Below are 18,004 nucleotides of genomic sequence, written 5' to 3' on the forward strand. Positions count from 1 at the left end.
GGCTTCGGTGCCATCGTCGCTGTCATCGCGCTCATCGCGGCTGCACTGCTGGCAGTCCGACGCAACAACTAACGACTGACCGCCGCAAGCGGTCTCACCACGAATTCTTTTATCGACGTGCTACGCAGGTAGTCGCGACTGTACCTTACTCGTCTGACTACTCGATATGTCCAGCATCGAGGGACGCGTCAAGTGACAAGAGGGGTAGCATGCCCGGTTCTCCGATAGGTCGGACACTAATCCTCGACGTCGATGCCGACGGTCGTCTCGCGCTCCATCGGAACCCACGGTGTGTGGAGTTCCTTGAGGAAGTCGGTTGGAAGGTCGTCGGCGACCTGCTCTTTGTTCTGGAGGTCGGCGAGGTAGTGTTTCACAGCGACGTCGAGAGCGCCAGCCTTCGTCGACTCGCCAGTTGCTTGCATCAGTCGACGGAGCCGGTCCTCCCGTTCCTCAGACATTCTTATACGCATACGCTGATGTTGCACACGGCGTTTCCTAGAGTGTTTCGCTGAGGTTTCTGACTCGGAGTTTTTTATATACTCCACTCCGACCGACCCAAGTCCGGCCAACCGGATCCTCAGAATCCGGTCGATCTTGCACACGCTTACCCGCCTCGCCCGGCTCGGATGTGTGCAAAACCGGACTTGCGAGATTCTCGCTGTGAAATCCCACGTGGTCGCGCCAGAACCACCTTCCACAGACTTCCGACTTGTACGAGAAGTCGTCACTATTCTCATTACCAGTTTCACTTCCACTCCGGATGGCTTTCGATTATTACCCTCATCTCTGATAGGTCAGCCATGCTCAAAGACGCCCGCGTTCTCGAAGAGGGCTGGGTCCCGCGCGAACTCCATCATCGCGAAGGACAGATACAGTCACTTTCCTCTCAACTCCAGCCGCTCACTCACGGACTTAGCTCCGAGAACGTCCTCGTGACCGGACCATCTGGCACCGGGAAGACGACCATCGCGAAGTACGTCGTCCAGAAGCTGAACCAGCAGGCGCTCGACGTGCGCTCGGGCTACGTGAACTGCCTCTCGAACTCCACGAAGGTCAACGCCTGTCACGCGCTCCTCCAGGACGCCGGGCGAGCGAACGACCTCCGACCCGAGGGTACCTCCGCCTCGATTTACCTCAACCGGCTTCGCGAGCTTGACCAGGAGTTCGTCGCCATCCTCGACGAGGTTGACGTCCTCGAGGACGACACGCTCCTGCACGCGCTACACGACCTCCGGAACGTCACGCTCATCCTCATCGCCGTCTCCGAGGACGAACTCTTCGCCGACCTCGATACGCGGGTAGTCTCCCGTCTCCGTGGCTGTGCGACGATATCACTCAGTAAGTACCACCACGACGAACTCTGTGACATCCTCGACGGTCGAATCAACGCGGGACTGCGGGCCGGAGTCGTCGAAAAAGGTGTCGTCGACCGTATCGCCGACCTCGCCGCCGGTGACGCCCGGCACGGGATTACGCTACTGCGCCGGAGCGTCAGCGAAGCGCTCCAAGAGGACGCCGGCCAGCTGTCTTTCGACCACGTCGAGTCGGCCCGTCACGAAGCCCGCCAGCGTATCCACGACCACCACGTTGAGACACTCGGGACCCACCAGCGCCACCTCTACGAGATAATCAAGGACGTCGGCGAGATCAGTGCGTCGGACCTCCATGGCCGGTACGAGCAGCGAGTGAGTGACCCGAAGCCCCGGAGTACCCGTCGCAACTACCTCCAGTCGCTCCAGCGGTACGAGCTGATATACGTGAACGGACAGGGACGAGGAACGCGGTACGTGTTCGCCGAACCCTGAGAACTGTCCACTCCTAATCGACAGAGGGCGGTCTTCTGTCCACTTCTGTCCAAATGCGGTTTTGCGGATGCTCGTCGTGTCTTCGGCACCGATATCGGCGTTTAAGAAAGACTTCTGTCCATCCGCGCGGGTCCTCTTTTGTCACCCCTTCCGTCGCCTCGGATATGAGTCGTGTAGACTCCGTGGACGCAGACCCGAGCGACGTACAGCGTATCGAGCGCGAGGTCGACGACCAGCAGGTGACGGTCCTCATCGTCGACGCGAAAAACGACTCCCGAATCATCGTCGACGGTGAGCAGCGCTGGGAACTGGAGATCGGCGAGGACGAGTGGGCTTACCCGAGCGGGGACAACCGCTCACACCCGCCGTGGATGGAAAGCCTGCTCGCTGATTTCGGCGTGCGAGGGATTCGGACCGGTGTTCGGGGTGAGCAGTGATGAAAAGTGTCCGGAACCAGTCAAAGATGGCTGATATCGATATCTTTCCGCTGGTCCTCGCGGATGCGCTCGATGTATTCTCGGCCCTCGGAAGTCGCGACCCAGTACCCAGGATCAGAATCAGAAACGACGACTTCACCCTCTGCGAATTTCTCGGCGTCAATCCGCTCAACGTAGCCTTCATCCCGCAATTCAGCGAGATAGTTCTTCAGAGAACTGTCGCTGAAATCGGCTCCCTGATACGACAGATTCCGGAAAATCGGTGCTCGAGGGAGCGCCAAGCGCGAGTCAACGAGGAAGGCGAGGGCGCGCTGTTTCCGCTCCTGTTTGCCCATATCACCTCCATCGGTAGCCGGACAAATACTACCACCGATGCTATCACGATCCTGACTTATTGGATAACTTCGACTGCTACCAGACATAATTATCCAGTATGGGGCAAATTATTTGTATCTACCGTTCATCGAGGTGAAGTAACGAAGGCTACTCGCGGATCCGTCGCTCGCCGATGGGTCCACCCGCGAAAACTGAAGCGGACCCCGCTGTTGGGCCAGCGGGTCCGCGCGGGCCTTCGTGAATCAGGCACGAAAGCCATGTACGACGACGCTACGCGGGGGCAAGAAACCCCCGACCGACAGACGGCGAACCGGCTACGAACCGACGGTGGCGACTCGGAGCAGCTGACCAACGGACGAATCAACGAACTGCTCGACGGCCTGACTGGCTTCGGGACGTTTGGTCTCCACACCGACCACGCCCACATGGACGTGGACGGCTTCGAGACCGACATCGAAATGGACATCGCGCCGGGCGAGGTCTGGCTGGTTTCGGCTTCGGACGACCCCGAAGGCGAGTATGCAGTGATTCTCGACGCCGACGACGCCGCCTATCTCGCTGACGTGCTGGCTCGCGCGGCCGCCGCAGCTGAGGAGCGTGATAAGCGATGACCGACGGCGGAACCGAGGACGTCCTCGTTCCGACGGCCGACCGCTCGGAGCTGCACTTCCATCGCGAGCGCATCGCGGGCATCCCGTTCTGCGGGCCGATGGCAACCAACTACGAGCGTCGCAAGCGGACCGACGCTGCGGAGTTCGCCGAGCCATGTTCGAGGTGCTTCGCCGACGAACTGCGAGTCGACGGCGGTGGTTCGGCATGAGGACGGTCTACCGCACTACGGGTCGCTACGGCGGCCATCGCAGTCTCCACACGGAGCGGGACTGCCCGCTGCTGGACCAGGGCCGGCACGTTATCGAGGTCGACGTCGAGACGGTCGACGACGACCGGCTGTGTTCGTGCTGTGCCGATGAGGACGGCAGCTGGAACCAGAGCCAGAGCGACGACTGGAGCTACCAGAAGGCCATCGCGGAGGAAGCTGGCGTCGACGGCGACCTCGTCACCGATGGCGGCGAGGATGTCCTTGGCTGGACGCGCGGTCGGTATCCACACGCCACCGGTCAGCGCGTGCTGCACACCGAGAGCAACTGTCGCGCGCTCCAGCAGGCGAAGCAGACTCGTGCCGTGACCGACCCGGACGAGGCCGACGACCTGGAGGACTGTGACATCTGTGCCGGTGAGTGCGAGACCTCCGACCCGGACTGGTCGTTCCAGCAGGCGCTTCGCGACGCTCGTGACGAGCAGATTCGGACCGACGGCGGTCACGACGTCGAGGAACACGAGCGCCGCGCCCGACAGGCCGCGCACTCGCTCGTCGAGTGGTGCGACCGCGCCGACGTCGAGCCGGAGGTCGTCCTCGAGGACGTTCGCGAGGGGATTCCGAGCGGCCGCGACCCGGCGCACTACTGTGATATCTGCTCGACCGGGTTCGAGACCATCCAGGAGTTGATCGACCACGACTGCGAGGAGGAAGAGGACGCGCCGCTGGTGACGGACGGCGGTTACGACGGTGCTGGAGACGGACAGTGTCTCGCGATCAAGAACGACGGAGAGCGATGTACCAACGGGACGTACGGAAGCGACGACCTCTGTGGGACCCACAAGCGCGCCGATGATGTCCAAACGGTCGTCGACCACCGAGGTGACTCAGCGTGAGCCAGATAGACTGGCCCGCCGGCTGGGAGCGGACGCCGGCCCGACAGCGAACGAAGAACCGGAACTACGAGGTCGAACTCCAGCAGGCTATCGAAGACCTGGAGGCAGAACTCGACCGTCTCGGCGTCGACGACTGGCGCCTCTCGACCGCGATGGACCACCAGTCGCGGAACCCGAACTACCCGTACGCGAACCAGCCCGAGCCGAACGATCCGGGCGTCGTGGTTCGGTGGTCGATGGACGGCGAGCAGTACGCCGTCGCGTGCGACGCTTATTCGCGGGTTCGGGATAACCTGCGGACGGCGGGGCTCTACATCCGCGAGAAGCGGAAGATGAGCAACCGTCCGGTGACGACCGGCGAGACGGAGTTCGCGAACGCTCGTCTGCCGAGTGGTGACGGGGACACCGTCGCTGCCGAGGCGCCACCACATGAGATCCTCGAAGTCGCCGAAGATGCGCCCGATGCGGTGGTGCGCGACGCCTATCGGGCGAGAGTTCAGGAAGCTCATCCAGACAAGGGCGGCTCTCGCGAGCAGTTCGAGCGTGTCCAGCGGGCTCGGGAGGCGATGCTCGATGACGAGTAGTAGCCCGTTCAAGCGCATCGAGGGCGGCGTCTGTTGGTATTTCGAAGGCGAGGACGCCGACATCAAGTGTCGCCACGAGGGCGCAATCGAACTCTATCCGGACTGGATTCGGCTCGGTGGCCCGATACCGAACTGGATCCCTCGCGAGCGCGTCGAGCAGGTGCACGAGCGATGAGCAAGAGCCAGCGACCGGATGGCGGCGCGCCTGACCTCTCGGTTCGACAGGCCGTTGACCGTTGGCTCGGTCGTCTCCGACTGGACCGTTCGGACCAGACGGTGTCGAGCTATCGCCGGCGGCTGAAACACTTCGTTGAGTGGTGCGAGGACGAAGGTTTCGAGCACGTCGACGAACTCACTGCGTGGGACCTCGACGAGTACGATACGCATCGCAGGAAGACGGGAATCAAGGCCATCAGCCTCAACAACGAGTTGACGACGCTCCGGCTGTTCTTGGACTACTGCGAACGCGTTGGACTGACGGAGGCGGACCTCTCGGACTCGATTGATCCGCCGACCGTGGATAGCGGCGAGGAGACGGACGACGAGTTCTTCGCGCCTGACGACGCCCGGCGACTGCTGGATGCGTACCGTTCGGGTGATGACCGATACACTCGCGAGCACGCGGTGTTCGAACTCGTGTGGTGGACTGGTGCTCGGAAGGGCGGACTCTGTGCGCTCGACCTGGACGACGTCAACCTCGAGGAGGGCTACGTTCACTTCCACCACCGGCCGGATTCTGGGACGCCGCTGAAGAATGGGTCCGATGGTGAACGCATCGTCGGTATCAGCGAGGATGTCGTCGACGCGCTGCGCGGATATATCGACGAGAACCGACCGACCGTGACTGACGACTACGGCCGTGAACCTCTGTTCGCCTCTCGACAGGGCCGTTGCCACGTCTCCACGCTCACGCAGTCGGTGTATTTCGGGACGTTGCCCTGTCGGTGGGGGCCGTGCCCGCACGACCGTGAGCGTGAGACGTGCGAATTCTACTCGCGGACGAACGGGTTCCGCTGCCCCTCAAGCACGTCGCCCCATCCGGTGCGGTCGGGATCGATAATGTGGCAGTTGAATCGTGGCCTCCGTGCGGACCACGTCTCTGATCGCGTGAACGCAACGACGGACGTGATCGACCGGTACTACGACAAGGTGACTCAGCTTGATGAGTTCCGGAAGCGACGGGAGGGAGATATCTCGAAACTCGGTTTCGATAGTCAGGAAGATGATAAATAGTAATCAGCAGACAGCTTCGGCGAACAGCAAGAACATGAAAACCGGGCGGTCCCATACCGTTATCCCGGCGAAACAATCGACGGCGAGCACCCGCTTAAGTCAGGGATGACCGGGCATGAGTAAGAGCGATCGCCCTACCGACGACTACCCGCTCGCTGTCTGCACTACTGCGGCGAACTCATCCCCTGCGACGGGTGCCCGGGCTTCCAGCGCGGAACGACGGGAGGTATCGCCCATGAGGCGCTTCTGTCCTGCCTTCGGCACCCGCCTCGTCACGACCACGTCACGCGGTGGTATCAGCCGGTGCGTCTGCCCCGAGTGTACCCTAGATGGGTGATCTTCCGATCCTCGATGTGTTCGTGCAGTTTGAGGAGGAATGGCTCCGATGTGGACGAAGGAAGGCTGCCCCCTCGCCGAACGATTAGTATCATTATCGACCCATGTCTCCCCACTCCAAGAAGAATAGAGATGATTTCAATAACGTGTGTATTTGAGTCACATTAAGTCGCGCCACGTCGGATAGATGTCATCGAGGGAGTCAAACACGGTATTTCGGAATTGATCGCTCGCTACGAACAAGACTCCGAAATAGGTGATTGCGCCCGTTGCAACTAAACATCCAAGGACGAACCAGGAACTGATCGGAACGAAGGATTTCAAACCTATTAGGGCAGCACCCATTACGAGACCACTAAATATCTGTTCTATAATTGGTCGCTGTAATAATGGGATTCCCAATCCTTCCTGATGGAGATGAACAAGAAGTGCTACGTATCGGATTGTCTCCGCAAGGATTGTAGCCAAAACCACGCCGATTGCACCAAGCAAATAGGTTAATCCGACACCAACCACGACGTTCACGACGAACAACACCAAGTATACCCGTGTCACTACGTCTGGTCGGTCAAGTCCACCGACGACTCTCTCCAATGGAGTTGACTGGGTTCTAATCAGTTGATAAAAGAGCAATCCAGTTAGAAGTAATGCCGCTGGCTTAAATTCCGACCCGTACAGCGTTGTTACTATTTCTTTGTTGAGGATTGTGCCGCCGAATAGCATTGGAATAGCAAATAGACTGGTAAAGGCCAGTGTATTACGGATATCATCAGTAATGGGTTCATTCTTTGACGATAAATTGCTGACACGCGAAAAGAGCCCAGAACTAGCAACCATTGCAATATACATACCTGGGAGCGAGAGTCGGAAGGCGACTCCATAGTGGCCTGCTGCCCCCTCTGTCAGTAGTAGACCGAGAATGAGGATATCCAGTTCATCGTACATTCGGCTCAAGTATCGGTTTGGAATACTGTACTTAGCGTATTCCCAGAGTGATTTTGCTGTTGCCCAAGTCGGTTGACTAAAGTTGGCAGTAGAATTCAGAAGAGGAGCTAAAAGTAGCAAAGTCGCAACTGCTTCGCCATAAGCCATCCCTGCAGCACCAAGTCCAATCCATACTAAGACGAGTTGGGCCGGAAGTGTGAGATAAGAACGGAATGCGTCAATCCAGCGAGTCCGTCCAATCTGACCCGTTGCCGAAAGTGCCCCTTGGTAAAGAGAAAACAAGTTCAAGGCACCCATTAGTATGCCAAAGGCTAGGACAGGCTCACTAAATCCTACAAACGCTGCGAACCTCTCACGGAATAGATAGGCGCTAGCGACACCAATCCCTGTCCAAACAAGAGCTACAAGAGTTGCGATTGTCATCGCCTCAGCGCCTTCAAAATTTGATTCTGAGAGGCGTTTTTGGACTGCAGCACTGAGCCCGTTGATCGGCGTGTTGCTCACTTGGATGACGGTCATGAGAAGGTAGTAACCGCCGATTCCGAACGGACCTAGAAGTCGGGCAAAGACTATCGTCCCCACGAAGCCAGCGGCTGCCATCGTAAACTTCGCTAATGTCGCTTTGGTGGTCTCTCCTCCGAGACTCACATCACTAGCTTCTCTATTGCCCATCGGTCACTCCTTCAATAATCCCTATCATAGGGTATAATAATGTTTCAATCAGGAATGGCTCTGCTAATGTATCCAACCATATATTACATTATTATCTGCTCAAAAATTAACTATAGATAATATTTAATAAAATGGCTGTTAGTTAGGATGTATATTGGAATAGAGAAAGCAGGAGTAGAGTTATATCTTCTGAGCAATTCCACGAGAACATGGCCGAGCAGCCGCACATTGTAATTTGCTGTTTAGACACGGTACGGAAAGATTTCTATGATGAGTATGCTACTCGACTCAGCGAATTAGCTACCATTGAGTTTGAGGAGATGCGATCTGCCTCATCATGGAGTGTTCCGAGTCACGCGGGGATGCTGACTGGTAAATTAGCCCACGAGACAGGGCTTCACACGTATGATGAAGACTTCTCTACACTTGACCCTTCGGAAACGTGGCTAAGTGATCTTTCTGGGTGGAATAAAGCTCTCCTATCCTCTAATACCTATATAAGTCCTGCATTTGGTTTTGATACATTCTTTGACGAATCCACAGCTATCTCTCCTTCACGCAGATTCGCTCAGGGAATGGATATTCGAGAGCATATAAATAGTCGGGAAGAAAAAAATATGCTAGGCTTTCTAAGAGACGCCCTTTCTCATGATTCTCCGGTCCACACGCTTCTTAACGGAGCCTTCCATAAATTTCATCATATAATACAAGATCTCCCTGGGCCGATGCCATATGATTATGGAGGAAAAGCGATCATGGGAAGTCTGGAACGGCAACTTTTGAATGCCGAGAAGCCAACGTTCGCATTTGTTAATGTAGTTGATGCTCACGGACCGCATCCACCATACAGGGGATTGGATAAGGATATCTTCGACTGCTCGTGGTTTTTCCAGCCACCAGATGTAGAGCCATGGACAATTATTGATTCTTCCTCGACACCGTCTTGGGTGGAAACCATCCGCCGACTGTATGCTGCCGAAGTGGACTATTTGGATCGGATAGTATCCTCATCGATCGAACGTCTCAAGTCGGAATTAGAACGGGAGCTGGTTGTGATAATAACAGCAGACCATGGACAAAACTTGGGATATGGCCATGAAAATAATCTTTTCGGTCACTCAAGCAGTCTGTCCGAGGGCGTTCTTCATGTTCCATTTGATATTATTACTTCAGGTGAACGTTCGAGTATTGAAGAACCGACCTCACTCCTTGATCTCGGCACAATAGTTTCTCATTTGATTGACAGGGAACCCGTCACATCCATACAATTTCAGCAACCTGCAGCAGAAATAGCGGGTGCAGCAAGCGGAATCCCAGATAGAGATCCTGAGTATTGGGACCGGGCACAACAGGCGGTCTATATTGATGGGAAAAAGTTAGTCAGAGATTCAGAAAGTGGAGAAAATGTTTATGATATTTCAGGCAGGGCATGTTATCAAACTAAACTCCCTAACGCCGAATTCGATAGAGAAGCATTTCAGCCGGCATTCGATAGAGATATACACGTCTTCAATGCTGAGGGGAACAGAGCTGAGTCTGATATGGATCTTGATTCAGAAACTCTCTCACAGTTAGAAGATCTTGGTTATCGATAAGCTTCTTATGCCGTATACTCTGAGTCCGCATCAATCGTCGTCTCTCATCAGCCATTGATGTATCCAACGCTATTGTCTGTCACCTATGCGATGAAACGCTAAAGAGCCGTGGCGGCTTGGCTATCGAACTACCACTCACGTATCTCAACTCTTCTCCCCAACCCACATATCGGAGGTGTTTTCTGTCGCTCCCGACAAGTAAATACAGACGGCACGGTCAGCCGACCCCTTTCAGCCCGCGTGAACGACACGTGGGTTCCGTTGGCTGGCCTACTCCGTCTCTCAACAGTTGTGAGCGACGGCTCCAGAGACGGCTCGGAATGCAAAACTGTTAGTCCCCCGTGTCCGATTCGAGAACGATGCCCTCCACTCGATTGCTCGCTTCGATAGCGAGCGCCGTCGCCGCGTGTTCGTTCGCGGGTGTCGCCGTTGCACAGTCCCCGATGGGGTCCGAATCAGAGCTTGCGGTCCGCCTCGGGCTTCAGTTCGGCGTCGTCTTCGTCCTCAACCTGCTTCTGGGCGGGGCGTTGCTGGGGCTTGCGCCCGAGTACACACAGCGGATGCTCGACGAGTTGCGGGACGACGCCGGCGCGGCCTTCCTGTGGGGACTGCTCGCCGGTATCGCCGTCCCCATCTGTCTGGTGTTGCTCGCGATAACCATCATCGGCCTCGTCGTCACCATCCCCGGCATCTTGGTGCTTTTCGTCGTCGGCCTCGTCGGCAACGCGGTCACCATCTGCTGGCTGGGGTCGCTCATTCGGGGTCGGGAGTCGCCCGACGCGCTGTCGGTGGTCGCCGGCGCGTTCGTCCTCGCCGTCGTCGGTGCGATTCCCGTCCTCGGCAACCTGATTACGACGTTCGTCGGCTTCTTCGGCATGGGTGTCGTCGCCGAGGACCTGTACGCCTCGTGGCGCTGACTTCCCGTCGAATCAGCGCACGCCCCGAAGTCCGGGGTTGCCGGCGACGACGTCTTCACCGAGCGGTCGTGGCTCGTCGGGGTAGAACGCCTCGAACGCCGCGACGAACTCGCGGGCGCGCGCTCGCGGTGGTCCCGTCGGGACGGCCTCGACGACTGGATTCGATTCGATGAACAGTCGGACGCGGGGTTCGGCGGCGGCGAGCGGCGTCGTCTCGACTCGCAGGTCGCCCTCCCGTTCGAAGACGGCGCCGTCCGGCGAGGGTCGGTGTGTCCACGGGTCCGGTAGGTCGATGTCGACGTACAGATCCGTCAGGAACGTCTCGAACACGACTTCGCACTCGCTACAGAGCCGGTAGCGACCCTGCGAGACGACCCGCTCGTCGACGATGCTCGTGAGGTCGACCCGTCCCGTCTCGGTGGCGGGTGAATCACAGAAACTGCAGAGGTCGTCGGTGGCGTCGCGTCGGTTCCAGTGGCGCGTGAGTTCGACCACCGTCTCGCGGCAGTCGGCACAGACGAAGCGTTGGTCGGGGAGCGTCACGTCGGCGTTTACGGTGTCTCGACACTGAATCCGGCCGTGGCGACGGTCCGGCGATGGCCGGAAGTGGTCGCCACAGGCGTGACACCGCCTGATGAGTGACATACCAGCGAATCACGCGCTGACGGGTATAATCGTTTCCCGAATCTCGCTGCGACGGATTCCGTGGACGACGCGACTCGACGCCCCCCGGGTGGCGCCGCTGTGCGGCGGAGGCACCCCCTCGCCGAGTCACGACGCCCTGTGCGGCCGCCGCCTCCCCTGACCCGCGCTTCCCGCACATAATGGTAGGGTCCACCGGTTATTGAGTGTTAATCCACTACTTACGATACAAACGTTACCGTCGTTACTATCGAAACTTAATTGAGGCTATAGGGGGACGGGACGACATGAACGTCGCCGAGCGTGTGCACGTGATGCCGCTCGGGTTCGAACACGACCGCATCGTTGAACCCGCGCGGGAGTACCGGGCCGACCGCGTGATTCTGTTAGACTGGATTGCGGACGACATCGAGCGCCCCCCGTATCACGACGACGTGCTCTCGGACCTCGCAGAGGCCGGTATCGACACCGAGTGCCGCGAGTGCGAACTGTTCGACCTGTACGACTCAATCGCGGTCATCGCCGAAATCGTGACACAGGAGGCGACCCCCAACGACGGCGACGAGTTCGCCAACGACGTGTACGTGAACCTCGCGACGGGGAGCAAGATAACCGCCATCGGCGGCATGATAGCCTGCATGGTCACGGGCGACGCCGAGCCCTACTACGTCCGCGCCGAACGCTACGCGTCCGGGACGGAGCCGGTCGGCTACGGGATGGAACTCGCCATCGACCTCCCGGCGTACCCGATGGACCGCCCCGACTACCAGCAGATTGCCGTCCTCGACCGACTGGTCGAGTCGGGGCCGTGTTCGAAGAAGGAACTCATTCGCTTCGGGGCCGACCGGGATTTGTGCTTCGTCAGCGACTGCGACCGGCCGTTCGACGCGTCGGGCAAGCCGACCAAGCAGTCGTACGCTCGGCTCCGGCGCCACGTCGTCGACCCGCTGGTGGACCGCGGCTTTGTCACCGTCGAATCCGTCGGCACCACCCGACAGGTTCGGGCGACCGAGGCCGGCCGCAACGCCGGGCGGGCATTCAGCTATCTCTTGGAGTCGGAGTAGCCGTCCCCGGTCAGTCCCACGTGAGGACGAGACGCACCCCCGAGCGGTACTCGGAGTCGATGGTCACGTCCCACCCGTGGACCTGCGCGAGCGTTCGCACCATCGGCAGCGCAGTACCGATGGCCGTGTTCGAGACGGCGTCGTCGTAGTCGAAGTAGCGGTCCAGCTCTCCCTGTGGCGGCGCGCCGTCGCCCGTTATCGTGATGCCGTCGCCGTGGGGTTCGACGGCCACCGTCGAGGCGCCGTTGTCGAGCAAGAACTCGAACGCACGGTCGAAGAGGAGTTCGAACCGAGCCGGGTCGGCCTCGACGGTGCCCGCGACGTCGACGGTGAGGGTGGCGTCGTCGCCGCCGGGCCATGCCGACCGTGCCGTCTCCGCGATATCGACCGGTTTGGCGTCGGTTATCGTCCGCCCGTACTGCGCCAGCGCCGCGAAGTCGTTCATCAGCCGCGTGGTTCGGTCGGTCGTGTTCGTGGCCGTCTGCAGGGCGGCTCGGGCGTCGGCTATATCGCCCGTCTCCAACTGCTCGGTCGCCCAGCGGACGTTCCCGCGGATGACCGTCACCATGTTGCGGAGTTCGTGTCGCATCCCGCTGGCGAGGTCCTCCAGTTGCCGGTTGTGGCGTTCGAGTTCCTGTCGCTGGCGTTCGAGCGCCGTCACGTCGGAGAGGACGATGATTCGGCCGAGCGACCCCTGCCCGACCTCGAAGGAGTTCTCGCTCACCACGTAGTGGTGGGTTTCGCCGTCGACGGTGAGCGAGACGGTGCCCGCGTCGCTATCGAGCGCGTCGGCCAGTGCTGGCACGGCGTCGACCGATTCGCCGACGGCTCCGTCGAGTGCCGGGAACAGCCGCCGTGCGTCGCGGTTGTACTCCCGAATCCGTCCCTCACGGTCGAGAAAGACCGTCGCTCCCTCGACGCCCTCGGTAAGCTGGACGGCGAAAAAGCGGTCCTCGAAGACGAAGAGGACGCCGAGCGTGAACAGGCCCACACCCAGCGGCGCGTGAATCATGTCGAGCAGATAGGGCGTCGCGTAGCCGACGATGTCGAGGACGACTGGGAGCCCCGCCAGTCCGACGAGGCCCGCGAGCGGCGTCGCGTCGTATTCGGAGTCGGCGAAGGTTTCGAAGAGCGCGAACATGCCGATGGCGGCGAGGACGTACGAGAGGCCGGTGACGACCCAGTGGAAGAGCCCCTGCTGAATCGCCAGATGTTGGAAGGGTTCGCTCACGACGGCCGTCGTGAAGTAGAGGTGGTGGTACGGGTTGGTGACTTTCATCCCGACGACGAACAGGTAGAGGACGACTGCCGCCTGTCGGTACGACGGCTGTCGGTGGTACGGCCGCCCGGTGTACGCCGAGCAGAAGTAGAGCCACGCGAAGACGGTGCTGAACCCCAGAATCAGGCCGACGAGATACATCTGCGTCTTGGCGACGCTGCCGGGTATTAGGAGAAGCGCGGCGTGAGTGACTGCCCACCCACCGCTCGTTGCCAGCAGAGCGACCAGTCCCCGGCGTGTGTCGGCGTCCTCTACTTGGCGGGCCCGATAGATTCCGCCGAGACAGATGACACCGGCCAGCGCAAATACCAGCGCGTACACCGCGATGGACGACACTTCCAGTGACACGGTCTATCACTGTCCCGTCTCGTAACGAATCCTTCGGTCGGGATGTCGGCTCGTTGCCGTGTGTGTTCTCATCACGGAAGCCTTATCCGTTGACGGGGTCTCTGTTGAATTGCAATGGCAACTGGTACGGTTGATTTCTTCAACGACACTGGCGGTTACGGCTTTATCGAAACTGAGGACGCGGACGACGACGTGTTCTTCCACATGGAAGACGTGGGCGGCCCGGACCTCGAAGAAGGACAGGAACTCGAATTCGAAATCGAGGACTCGCCGAAGGGTCCGCGCGCGACGAACGTCGTTCGCCTCTAAACCGGCGATCGTTTTCGATACGATACTGCATTTTTACCGACGCATCGACCCGTAGCGGCGGCGCGATTCTCAGACCTGAGAAGGTAGCCCACATCTTGAAACCCCGTGGCCACGGACGGGTAGCCAATGCCGCCCGTTTCCCGTGCCGTCCTCGTGGTGGTCGTCGTGGTGGTTGCCGGGTTCGCCCCGGCCACCGCCGTCGTCGACGCGGCGTCGCCGACGACCACCGTCACGGTCGACGGGACGACGCTCGCGCCCGGTGACTCGACGCTCGTCGACGGAACCCCCTCCGTCGGCGTGTCCGTCGACGCCGAGCAGTCAATCGAGTTCGTCTCGATTCGCGTCGACGGCACCACCGTCCGCCGCGCCACGCCGAACGCCACGACGTTCGACGACACGTTCGACGTCGAGATGTCGAGCGGCGAGCACACGCTCACGGTCGTCGTCAAGACGGACGCCGTCACCAGTCACGCGGTGACGGTGACCAAAGACACCGCGCGGCCGTACGTCCAGTACTCGTCGCCGTTCGAGACCGACACCTTCGCCTCGCCGCCGGACTCGGTGACGGTAAACCGGTCGCGTATCGATCTCGCCGGTAACTTCACCGACGTGACCGGGGTCGACCACCTCCGCATCGTCCGGCAGGCGGAGTACGACGTCGGGTCGGAGACGCGGACCGACCGCGACACCTACACCGCGTCGACGTTCGACGACTCGTTCTCACAGCCCATCTTCCTCGGCGTCGGGCGGAACAACATCACCGCCCGGTACTACGACCGCGTCGGCTACGTTCGCACCCACGAGTTCGAAATCGTCGTCGAGGACACGGCGCCGCCGACGCTGTCAGACGTTTCGGTGGTTCGGACTTCCCCGACGACACTCCGGATTCGCGGTGTCGCGACCGACAACGGGCAGATTCAGCACGTCGCCGTCCACCCCGAAGACAGTTCGGGCACCGCGTATCTCGTCGAACCCGGACTCGGTCGCCCCGACCCGGACCGCCAGCGCGTGTCGTTCGAGACGAATCGCACGCTGTACCCGGGAAGCACCGCCGTCGTCATCGAGGCGACCGACACCGCGGGCAACACCGTCGAGCGAACGGTGACCGTCTCCCGGACCATCGCGCCCGAACTCCGTCTCAACCCCGCCGGCACGCGCTTCGTCGACGAGGGGACCGTCGCCGTTCGGGGCCGCGCCGCTGGCGGCGAAATCGCCTCTGCGACCGTCGAGACGGTCGACCCCGAGACGGGCGAGGTGGTCGACATCGCGTCGGTCCACAGCGGCTCGATAACGACCGACATCACGGTCGAGAAGCGTCTCGATGCACCCTCCGGTCGGCAGGCCACGGTCCGGCTCCGGGTCATCGACTCCGCCGGGACCGAACACGTCACCTCGCTCAATCGGACCTTAGAAGCCGAGACGCCAGCGTCGACGGCGACGGCGACATCCACGCCGACGGCCACGCCGACAGCCACGTCGACGGCGACACCCGCACCGACTGCCTCTCCGGCCCCGTCTAACGATACCTCCGGGCTGACGGTGCCGCTTCTCGGCGTGACGCTCCCGCCGGTGCTCGGGGCGTCGGTCGGCCTTCCGGTCCCCGTGGTCGGGCCGTTCGACATCCCGATACTGCCGGCCGTGACACTCGTCGTGGGCGGTCTGATCGTCCTCGCGCGGGTACGCTGAGGGGGCTCTGCCACAGGCGTTAATTGTCCGGCTCCGCTACCTACGACGGGGTGATTTCATTTCATCAGATACCCGACCGGTGAGCACGCTTCATCTGACTGAGTCGGCGACGACCGTTGGGGCCACGCGGTGTGTTCGAGTCGCGTCGCAGCCGGACCGGTCGGATGTCATCACCGTCTCGTTCGCCGGGTCGCCAGCCCGATGGCTCGACGACTGGCAAGACGAGGCTGCCCGGCCCAGCCGGGCGACGGTCGTCACCGGCGACGCCGCGGCGTGGCTCGCCGGCCACCCCCGTGACCGCCTCGACCCGGTGGCGACCGACGAGACGGATGTCCGCGTCGAACTCGTCGACTCCCCCCGGAACCTCACGGACCTCGGCGTCACGCTGACGCAACTGCTCGAAACGCACGGCGAACACGACCCGCCGACGACGCTCTGTGTGCGGTCGCTGACGGTTCTCTTACAGTATTCGGACTCCGACGCCATCTACCGGTTTCTCCACACGCTCGTCGGGCATCTCGACCGGTTCGATGTCTCGGGACATTTCCACCTCCACGCGGACGCTCACACCGAGGACGTGGTCGCCAGCCTCGAACCCCTGTTCGACCGGGTCGTGCGCGACTAAAGCATCGTGGAGCCGAGATAGGCGGCGACGAGGAGGCAGGCAACGCCGAGCGCCTGCACCAGCCGTCGCCACCGCGTCGCCACCGAATCACTGCCGTACTCGCCGCCGGAGCCGTTGGGGCGCCGACCGGCGGTCTGGGTGCGCACGACGGCGCCGGGGGCGAGGATGCAGACGAGGCCGAGGAGGGCGCCGAGGACGACAGCCAAGAGCGTCCGAACGTCGGCCATCTATCGGCGGAGGCGTTCGATGCGTTTCTCGACCGGCGGGTGCGTCGAGAGGAGGTTCGCGAGGCCGCCGCGGTCGTCGAAGATACAGAGCGCGTTCACCTGCGAGTCGGTCTCGGTGTCGCGTCGCTCGGCGCCGGAGCTAATCTTCTCCAGCGCTCGGGCGAGGGGTTCGCCGCTGCCGATGGCGTCGGCGGCGTCGCCGTCGGCGACGTACTCCCGGTAGCGGGAGATGGCGAAGACAAAGACCATCACCAGCATCTGCGTGAGTTGGCCGACGATGATGGCGAGGAAGAAGTCGGCGATGTCGTTGTCGCCCGTGAGGAGAACGGCCCACTGGGCGACGATGGCGACGATGGAGGCGACGCCCTGCCCGAGCACCATCATCACCACGTCGCGGTTGCGGATGTGCGCGAGTTCGTGAGCGAGGACGCCCTCGACTTCCGCGTCGTCGAGCGTTCGCAGGAGTTCCTCGCTGACGACGACGGTGCCCGCGCCCTTGCGCCCGACGGCGAAGGCGTTGGGGACGCCCATCCGGGCTATCATGAGCCGGGGTTTCTCGATGCCCATGTCGCGCGAGAGCGATTCGACGCGGCGATGGAGGTCGGGCGCGCGCTCTTCGGACAGGTCTTCGGCGCCGACGCTCCGAAGTGCCATCCACTTGCCGACCTTGTACTGGACGCCGACGAAGGCGATGCTGCCGACGATGACCAGTGGCCATATGTCGGTTCCGAACATCGCCATCACGACGACCGCCGCGACCGCGTAAAACGCGAATAGAATCGAGCCGACGACCGCCATTCGGGCTTTCAGTCCAAGGTGGCGCATAGGTGGTCGTCGTCGCCGAGCGCACTAAGGCTCGGCGGTTCGGCGCCCCGACCGAGTGGATGTCTGACGTACATTTATACGTCCGGCGGCGCCTGATACGGGCATGAGCAACAGGGTGGAGGAGCTCGAATCGCAGGTCGCGGAACTGCAGGCCGCCGTCGATGGCCTCACCGAGGAACTCGTCGAGACGCGAGAGCGCCTCCGACAGCTCGAATCGGACGAGGGCGTCGACAACACGCGGACGCCCGAGCGCCGCGAATCGGCCACCGGCGTCGAGGTCGAGCACTCGGAGCCGGAAACCGAAACGGACGCCGACCCCGAGCCCGAACCGGAGCCTACCCCCGAGGCGGACGCCGAGTCGGAGACAGAAGCAGACACCGAAGACGACGACGGCTCCGACGGGAACGACATCATCGTCGCCTGAAC

General features: G+C 61.0%; 23 protein-coding genes. 16 read left to right on the forward strand and 7 right to left on the reverse strand.

The annotated features are described in order from the left end of the window. Nucleotides 1-72 (forward strand): PGF-CTERM sorting domain-containing protein (locus tag ACQUSQ_RS11130; RefSeq protein WP_435069178.1); only part of this gene is annotated, 72 nt, incomplete at its 5' end. A 164-nt stretch (nt 73-236) separates the two neighbouring features. Here ACQUSQ_RS11130 and ACQUSQ_RS11135 read toward each other — a convergent pair. Then, nucleotides 237-458: a hypothetical protein gene (locus tag ACQUSQ_RS11135; RefSeq protein WP_435069182.1), complete on the reverse strand. Its 222-nt coding sequence runs from the start codon at nt 456-458 to the stop codon at nt 237-239. Nucleotides 459-800: 342 nt separating this feature from the next. Here ACQUSQ_RS11135 and ACQUSQ_RS11140 point away from each other — a divergent pair, with 342 nt between their 5' ends. Together ACQUSQ_RS11140 and ACQUSQ_RS11145 are read left to right on the forward strand one after the other, a co-directional pair. Beyond that, nucleotides 801-1,805, forward strand: a complete 1,005-nt coding sequence (locus ACQUSQ_RS11140; RefSeq protein ID WP_435069183.1) for a Cdc6/Cdc18 family protein — start codon at nt 801-803, stop codon at nt 1,803-1,805. Nucleotides 1,806-1,969: 164 nt separating this feature from the next. Continuing rightward, nucleotides 1,970-2,242, forward strand: coding sequence for a hypothetical protein (locus tag ACQUSQ_RS11145; RefSeq protein ID WP_435069185.1), 273 nt, complete (start codon nt 1,970-1,972; stop codon nt 2,240-2,242). 20 nt (nt 2,243-2,262) lie between these two features. Here ACQUSQ_RS11145 and ACQUSQ_RS11150 read toward each other — a convergent pair whose 3' ends face one another. Further along, complete coding sequence (locus ACQUSQ_RS11150) at nt 2,263-2,577, reverse strand: hypothetical protein (protein ID WP_435069187.1); 315 nt, start codon at nt 2,575-2,577, stop codon at nt 2,263-2,265. 258 nt (nt 2,578-2,835) lie between these two features. On the opposite strand from ACQUSQ_RS11150, the gene ACQUSQ_RS11155 reads away from it, so the two are divergent. From ACQUSQ_RS11155 to ACQUSQ_RS11180, 6 genes are read left to right on the forward strand one after another with little or no spacing between them, the layout of a single operon-like run. Then, complete coding sequence (locus ACQUSQ_RS11155) at nt 2,836-3,189, forward strand: hypothetical protein (protein ID WP_435069189.1); 354 nt, start codon at nt 2,836-2,838, stop codon at nt 3,187-3,189. Next, nucleotides 3,186-3,398, forward strand: coding sequence for a hypothetical protein (locus ACQUSQ_RS11160; protein ID WP_435069191.1), 213 nt, complete (start codon nt 3,186-3,188; stop codon nt 3,396-3,398). The genes ACQUSQ_RS11155 and ACQUSQ_RS11160 overlap by 4 nt, the downstream gene beginning before the upstream one ends. Continuing rightward, entirely contained in the window at nt 3,395-4,291 is an 897-nt protein-coding gene (locus tag ACQUSQ_RS11165) for a hypothetical protein (protein WP_435069193.1), read from the forward strand. The genes ACQUSQ_RS11160 and ACQUSQ_RS11165 overlap by 4 nt, the downstream gene beginning before the upstream one ends. Next, nucleotides 4,288-4,875 (forward strand): J domain-containing protein, encoded by a 588-nt coding sequence (locus tag ACQUSQ_RS11170; protein WP_435069194.1) that lies wholly within the window; start codon nt 4,288-4,290, stop codon nt 4,873-4,875. Before ACQUSQ_RS11165 ends, ACQUSQ_RS11170 begins: the two co-directional genes overlap by 4 nt. After that, entirely contained in the window at nt 4,865-5,050 is a 186-nt protein-coding gene (locus ACQUSQ_RS11175) for a hypothetical protein (RefSeq protein ID WP_435069196.1), read from the forward strand. Before ACQUSQ_RS11170 ends, ACQUSQ_RS11175 begins: the two co-directional genes overlap by 11 nt. Continuing rightward, nucleotides 5,047-6,108 (forward strand): tyrosine-type recombinase/integrase, encoded by a 1,062-nt coding sequence (locus ACQUSQ_RS11180; RefSeq protein ID WP_435069198.1) that lies wholly within the window; start codon nt 5,047-5,049, stop codon nt 6,106-6,108. Before ACQUSQ_RS11175 ends, ACQUSQ_RS11180 begins: the two co-directional genes overlap by 4 nt. Nucleotides 6,109-6,603: 495 nt before the next feature. Here the strand turns inward: ACQUSQ_RS11180 and ACQUSQ_RS11185 are convergent, their stop codons facing one another. Next, nucleotides 6,604-8,061 (reverse strand): oligosaccharide flippase family protein, encoded by a 1,458-nt coding sequence (locus ACQUSQ_RS11185; protein WP_435069200.1) that lies wholly within the window; start codon nt 8,059-8,061, stop codon nt 6,604-6,606. A gap of 209 nt (nt 8,062-8,270) precedes the next feature. On the opposite strand from ACQUSQ_RS11185, the gene ACQUSQ_RS11190 reads away from it, so the two are divergent. Further along, nucleotides 8,271-9,656 (forward strand): sulfatase-like hydrolase/transferase, encoded by a 1,386-nt coding sequence (locus tag ACQUSQ_RS11190; protein WP_435069202.1) that lies wholly within the window; start codon nt 8,271-8,273, stop codon nt 9,654-9,656. A gap of 359 nt (nt 9,657-10,015) precedes the next feature. Further along, nucleotides 10,016-10,573 (forward strand): hypothetical protein, encoded by a 558-nt coding sequence (locus ACQUSQ_RS11195; RefSeq protein WP_435069204.1) that lies wholly within the window; start codon nt 10,016-10,018, stop codon nt 10,571-10,573. A 12-nt stretch (nt 10,574-10,585) separates the two neighbouring features. Here the strand turns inward: ACQUSQ_RS11195 and ACQUSQ_RS11200 are convergent, their stop codons facing one another. After that, nucleotides 10,586-11,218: a hypothetical protein gene (locus ACQUSQ_RS11200; RefSeq protein WP_435069206.1), complete on the reverse strand. Its 633-nt coding sequence runs from the start codon at nt 11,216-11,218 to the stop codon at nt 10,586-10,588. Between the two features lie 284 nt (nt 11,219-11,502). Between ACQUSQ_RS11200 and ACQUSQ_RS11205 the strand changes: the two genes are divergently transcribed. Further along, on the forward strand, nt 11,503-12,279 hold the full coding sequence (locus ACQUSQ_RS11205) for an HFX_2341 family transcriptional regulator domain-containing protein (RefSeq protein WP_435069208.1): 777 nt from the start codon (nt 11,503-11,505) through the stop codon (nt 12,277-12,279). Between the two features lie 10 nt (nt 12,280-12,289). On the opposite strand, the gene ACQUSQ_RS11210 is transcribed toward ACQUSQ_RS11205, so the two are convergent. Continuing rightward, nucleotides 12,290-13,906 carry a sensor histidine kinase gene (locus tag ACQUSQ_RS11210; RefSeq protein WP_435069210.1) on the reverse strand — a complete coding sequence of 539 codons (1,617 nt, stop codon included), beginning with the start codon at nt 13,904-13,906 and terminating at the stop codon, nt 12,290-12,292. Between the two features lie 114 nt (nt 13,907-14,020). On the opposite strand from ACQUSQ_RS11210, the gene ACQUSQ_RS11215 reads away from it, so the two are divergent. From ACQUSQ_RS11215 to ACQUSQ_RS11225, 3 genes are all read left to right on the forward strand, one after another. Continuing rightward, nucleotides 14,021-14,215, forward strand: coding sequence for a cold-shock protein (locus ACQUSQ_RS11215; protein ID WP_049935367.1), 195 nt, complete (start codon nt 14,021-14,023; stop codon nt 14,213-14,215). A 126-nt stretch (nt 14,216-14,341) separates the two neighbouring features. Next, nucleotides 14,342-15,901 (forward strand): hypothetical protein, encoded by a 1,560-nt coding sequence (locus ACQUSQ_RS11220; RefSeq protein WP_435069212.1) that lies wholly within the window; start codon nt 14,342-14,344, stop codon nt 15,899-15,901. 79 nt (nt 15,902-15,980) lie between these two features. Continuing rightward, the gene (locus ACQUSQ_RS11225; RefSeq protein ID WP_435069214.1) at nt 15,981-16,526 is read left to right on the forward strand and encodes a DUF7504 family protein; all 546 of its coding nucleotides are present in this window, start codon (nt 15,981-15,983) and stop codon (nt 16,524-16,526) included. Here the strand turns inward: ACQUSQ_RS11225 and ACQUSQ_RS11230 are convergent. Both ACQUSQ_RS11230 and ACQUSQ_RS11235 read right to left on the reverse strand, forming a co-directional pair. After that, nucleotides 16,523-16,753, reverse strand: coding sequence for a hypothetical protein (locus ACQUSQ_RS11230; protein ID WP_435069216.1), 231 nt, complete (start codon nt 16,751-16,753; stop codon nt 16,523-16,525). The genes ACQUSQ_RS11225 and ACQUSQ_RS11230 overlap by 4 nt on opposite strands. Then, entirely contained in the window at nt 16,754-17,551 is a 798-nt protein-coding gene (locus ACQUSQ_RS11235; RefSeq protein WP_435069218.1) for a M48 family metallopeptidase, read from the reverse strand. 130 nt (nt 17,552-17,681) lie between these two features. Between ACQUSQ_RS11235 and ACQUSQ_RS11240 the strand changes: the two genes are divergently transcribed. Continuing rightward, the gene (locus tag ACQUSQ_RS11240; RefSeq protein WP_435069220.1) at nt 17,682-18,002 is read left to right on the forward strand and encodes a DUF7518 family protein; all 321 of its coding nucleotides are present in this window, start codon (nt 17,682-17,684) and stop codon (nt 18,000-18,002) included. Nucleotides 18,003-18,004 lie beyond the last annotated feature (2 nt).

It is taken from the genome of Haloplanus sp. C73, assembly GCF_051195115.1.
In the GTDB taxonomy this organism is placed as follows: domain Archaea; phylum Halobacteriota; class Halobacteria; order Halobacteriales; family Haloferacaceae; genus Haloplanus.

What these genes read in the sequence shown, in the direction of transcription:
- ACQUSQ_RS11135 (WP_435069182.1), bottom strand. Translation starts at nt 458, where the DNA reads ATGTCTGAGGAACGGGAGGACCGGCTCCGTCGACTGATGCAAGCAACT.
- ACQUSQ_RS11140 (WP_435069183.1), top strand. Translation starts at nt 801, where the DNA reads ATGCTCAAAGACGCCCGCGTTCTCGAAGAGGGCTGGGTCCCGCGCGAA.
- ACQUSQ_RS11145 (WP_435069185.1), top strand. Translation starts at nt 1,970, where the DNA reads ATGAGTCGTGTAGACTCCGTGGACGCAGACCCGAGCGACGTACAGCGT.
- ACQUSQ_RS11150 (WP_435069187.1), bottom strand. Translation starts at nt 2,577, where the DNA reads ATGGGCAAACAGGAGCGGAAACAGCGCGCCCTCGCCTTCCTCGTTGAC.
- ACQUSQ_RS11155 (WP_435069189.1), top strand. Translation starts at nt 2,836, where the DNA reads ATGTACGACGACGCTACGCGGGGGCAAGAAACCCCCGACCGACAGACG.
- ACQUSQ_RS11160 (WP_435069191.1), top strand. Translation starts at nt 3,186, where the DNA reads ATGACCGACGGCGGAACCGAGGACGTCCTCGTTCCGACGGCCGACCGC.
- ACQUSQ_RS11165 (WP_435069193.1), top strand. Translation starts at nt 3,395, where the DNA reads ATGAGGACGGTCTACCGCACTACGGGTCGCTACGGCGGCCATCGCAGT.
- ACQUSQ_RS11175 (WP_435069196.1), top strand. Translation starts at nt 4,865, where the DNA reads ATGACGAGTAGTAGCCCGTTCAAGCGCATCGAGGGCGGCGTCTGTTGG.
- ACQUSQ_RS11180 (WP_435069198.1), top strand. Translation starts at nt 5,047, where the DNA reads ATGAGCAAGAGCCAGCGACCGGATGGCGGCGCGCCTGACCTCTCGGTT.
- ACQUSQ_RS11185 (WP_435069200.1), bottom strand. Translation starts at nt 8,061, where the DNA reads ATGGGCAATAGAGAAGCTAGTGATGTGAGTCTCGGAGGAGAGACCACC.
- ACQUSQ_RS11190 (WP_435069202.1), top strand. Translation starts at nt 8,271, where the DNA reads ATGGCCGAGCAGCCGCACATTGTAATTTGCTGTTTAGACACGGTACGG.
- ACQUSQ_RS11195 (WP_435069204.1), top strand. Translation starts at nt 10,016, where the DNA reads ATGCCCTCCACTCGATTGCTCGCTTCGATAGCGAGCGCCGTCGCCGCG.
- ACQUSQ_RS11200 (WP_435069206.1), bottom strand. Translation starts at nt 11,218, where the DNA reads ATGTCACTCATCAGGCGGTGTCACGCCTGTGGCGACCACTTCCGGCCA.
- ACQUSQ_RS11205 (WP_435069208.1), top strand. Translation starts at nt 11,503, where the DNA reads ATGAACGTCGCCGAGCGTGTGCACGTGATGCCGCTCGGGTTCGAACAC.
- ACQUSQ_RS11215 (WP_049935367.1), top strand. Translation starts at nt 14,021, where the DNA reads ATGGCAACTGGTACGGTTGATTTCTTCAACGACACTGGCGGTTACGGC.
- ACQUSQ_RS11220 (WP_435069212.1), top strand. Translation starts at nt 14,342, where the DNA reads ATGCCGCCCGTTTCCCGTGCCGTCCTCGTGGTGGTCGTCGTGGTGGTT.
- ACQUSQ_RS11230 (WP_435069216.1), bottom strand. Translation starts at nt 16,753, where the DNA reads ATGGCCGACGTTCGGACGCTCTTGGCTGTCGTCCTCGGCGCCCTCCTC.
- ACQUSQ_RS11235 (WP_435069218.1), bottom strand. Translation starts at nt 17,551, where the DNA reads ATGGCGGTCGTCGGCTCGATTCTATTCGCGTTTTACGCGGTCGCGGCG.
- ACQUSQ_RS11240 (WP_435069220.1), top strand. Translation starts at nt 17,682, where the DNA reads ATGAGCAACAGGGTGGAGGAGCTCGAATCGCAGGTCGCGGAACTGCAG.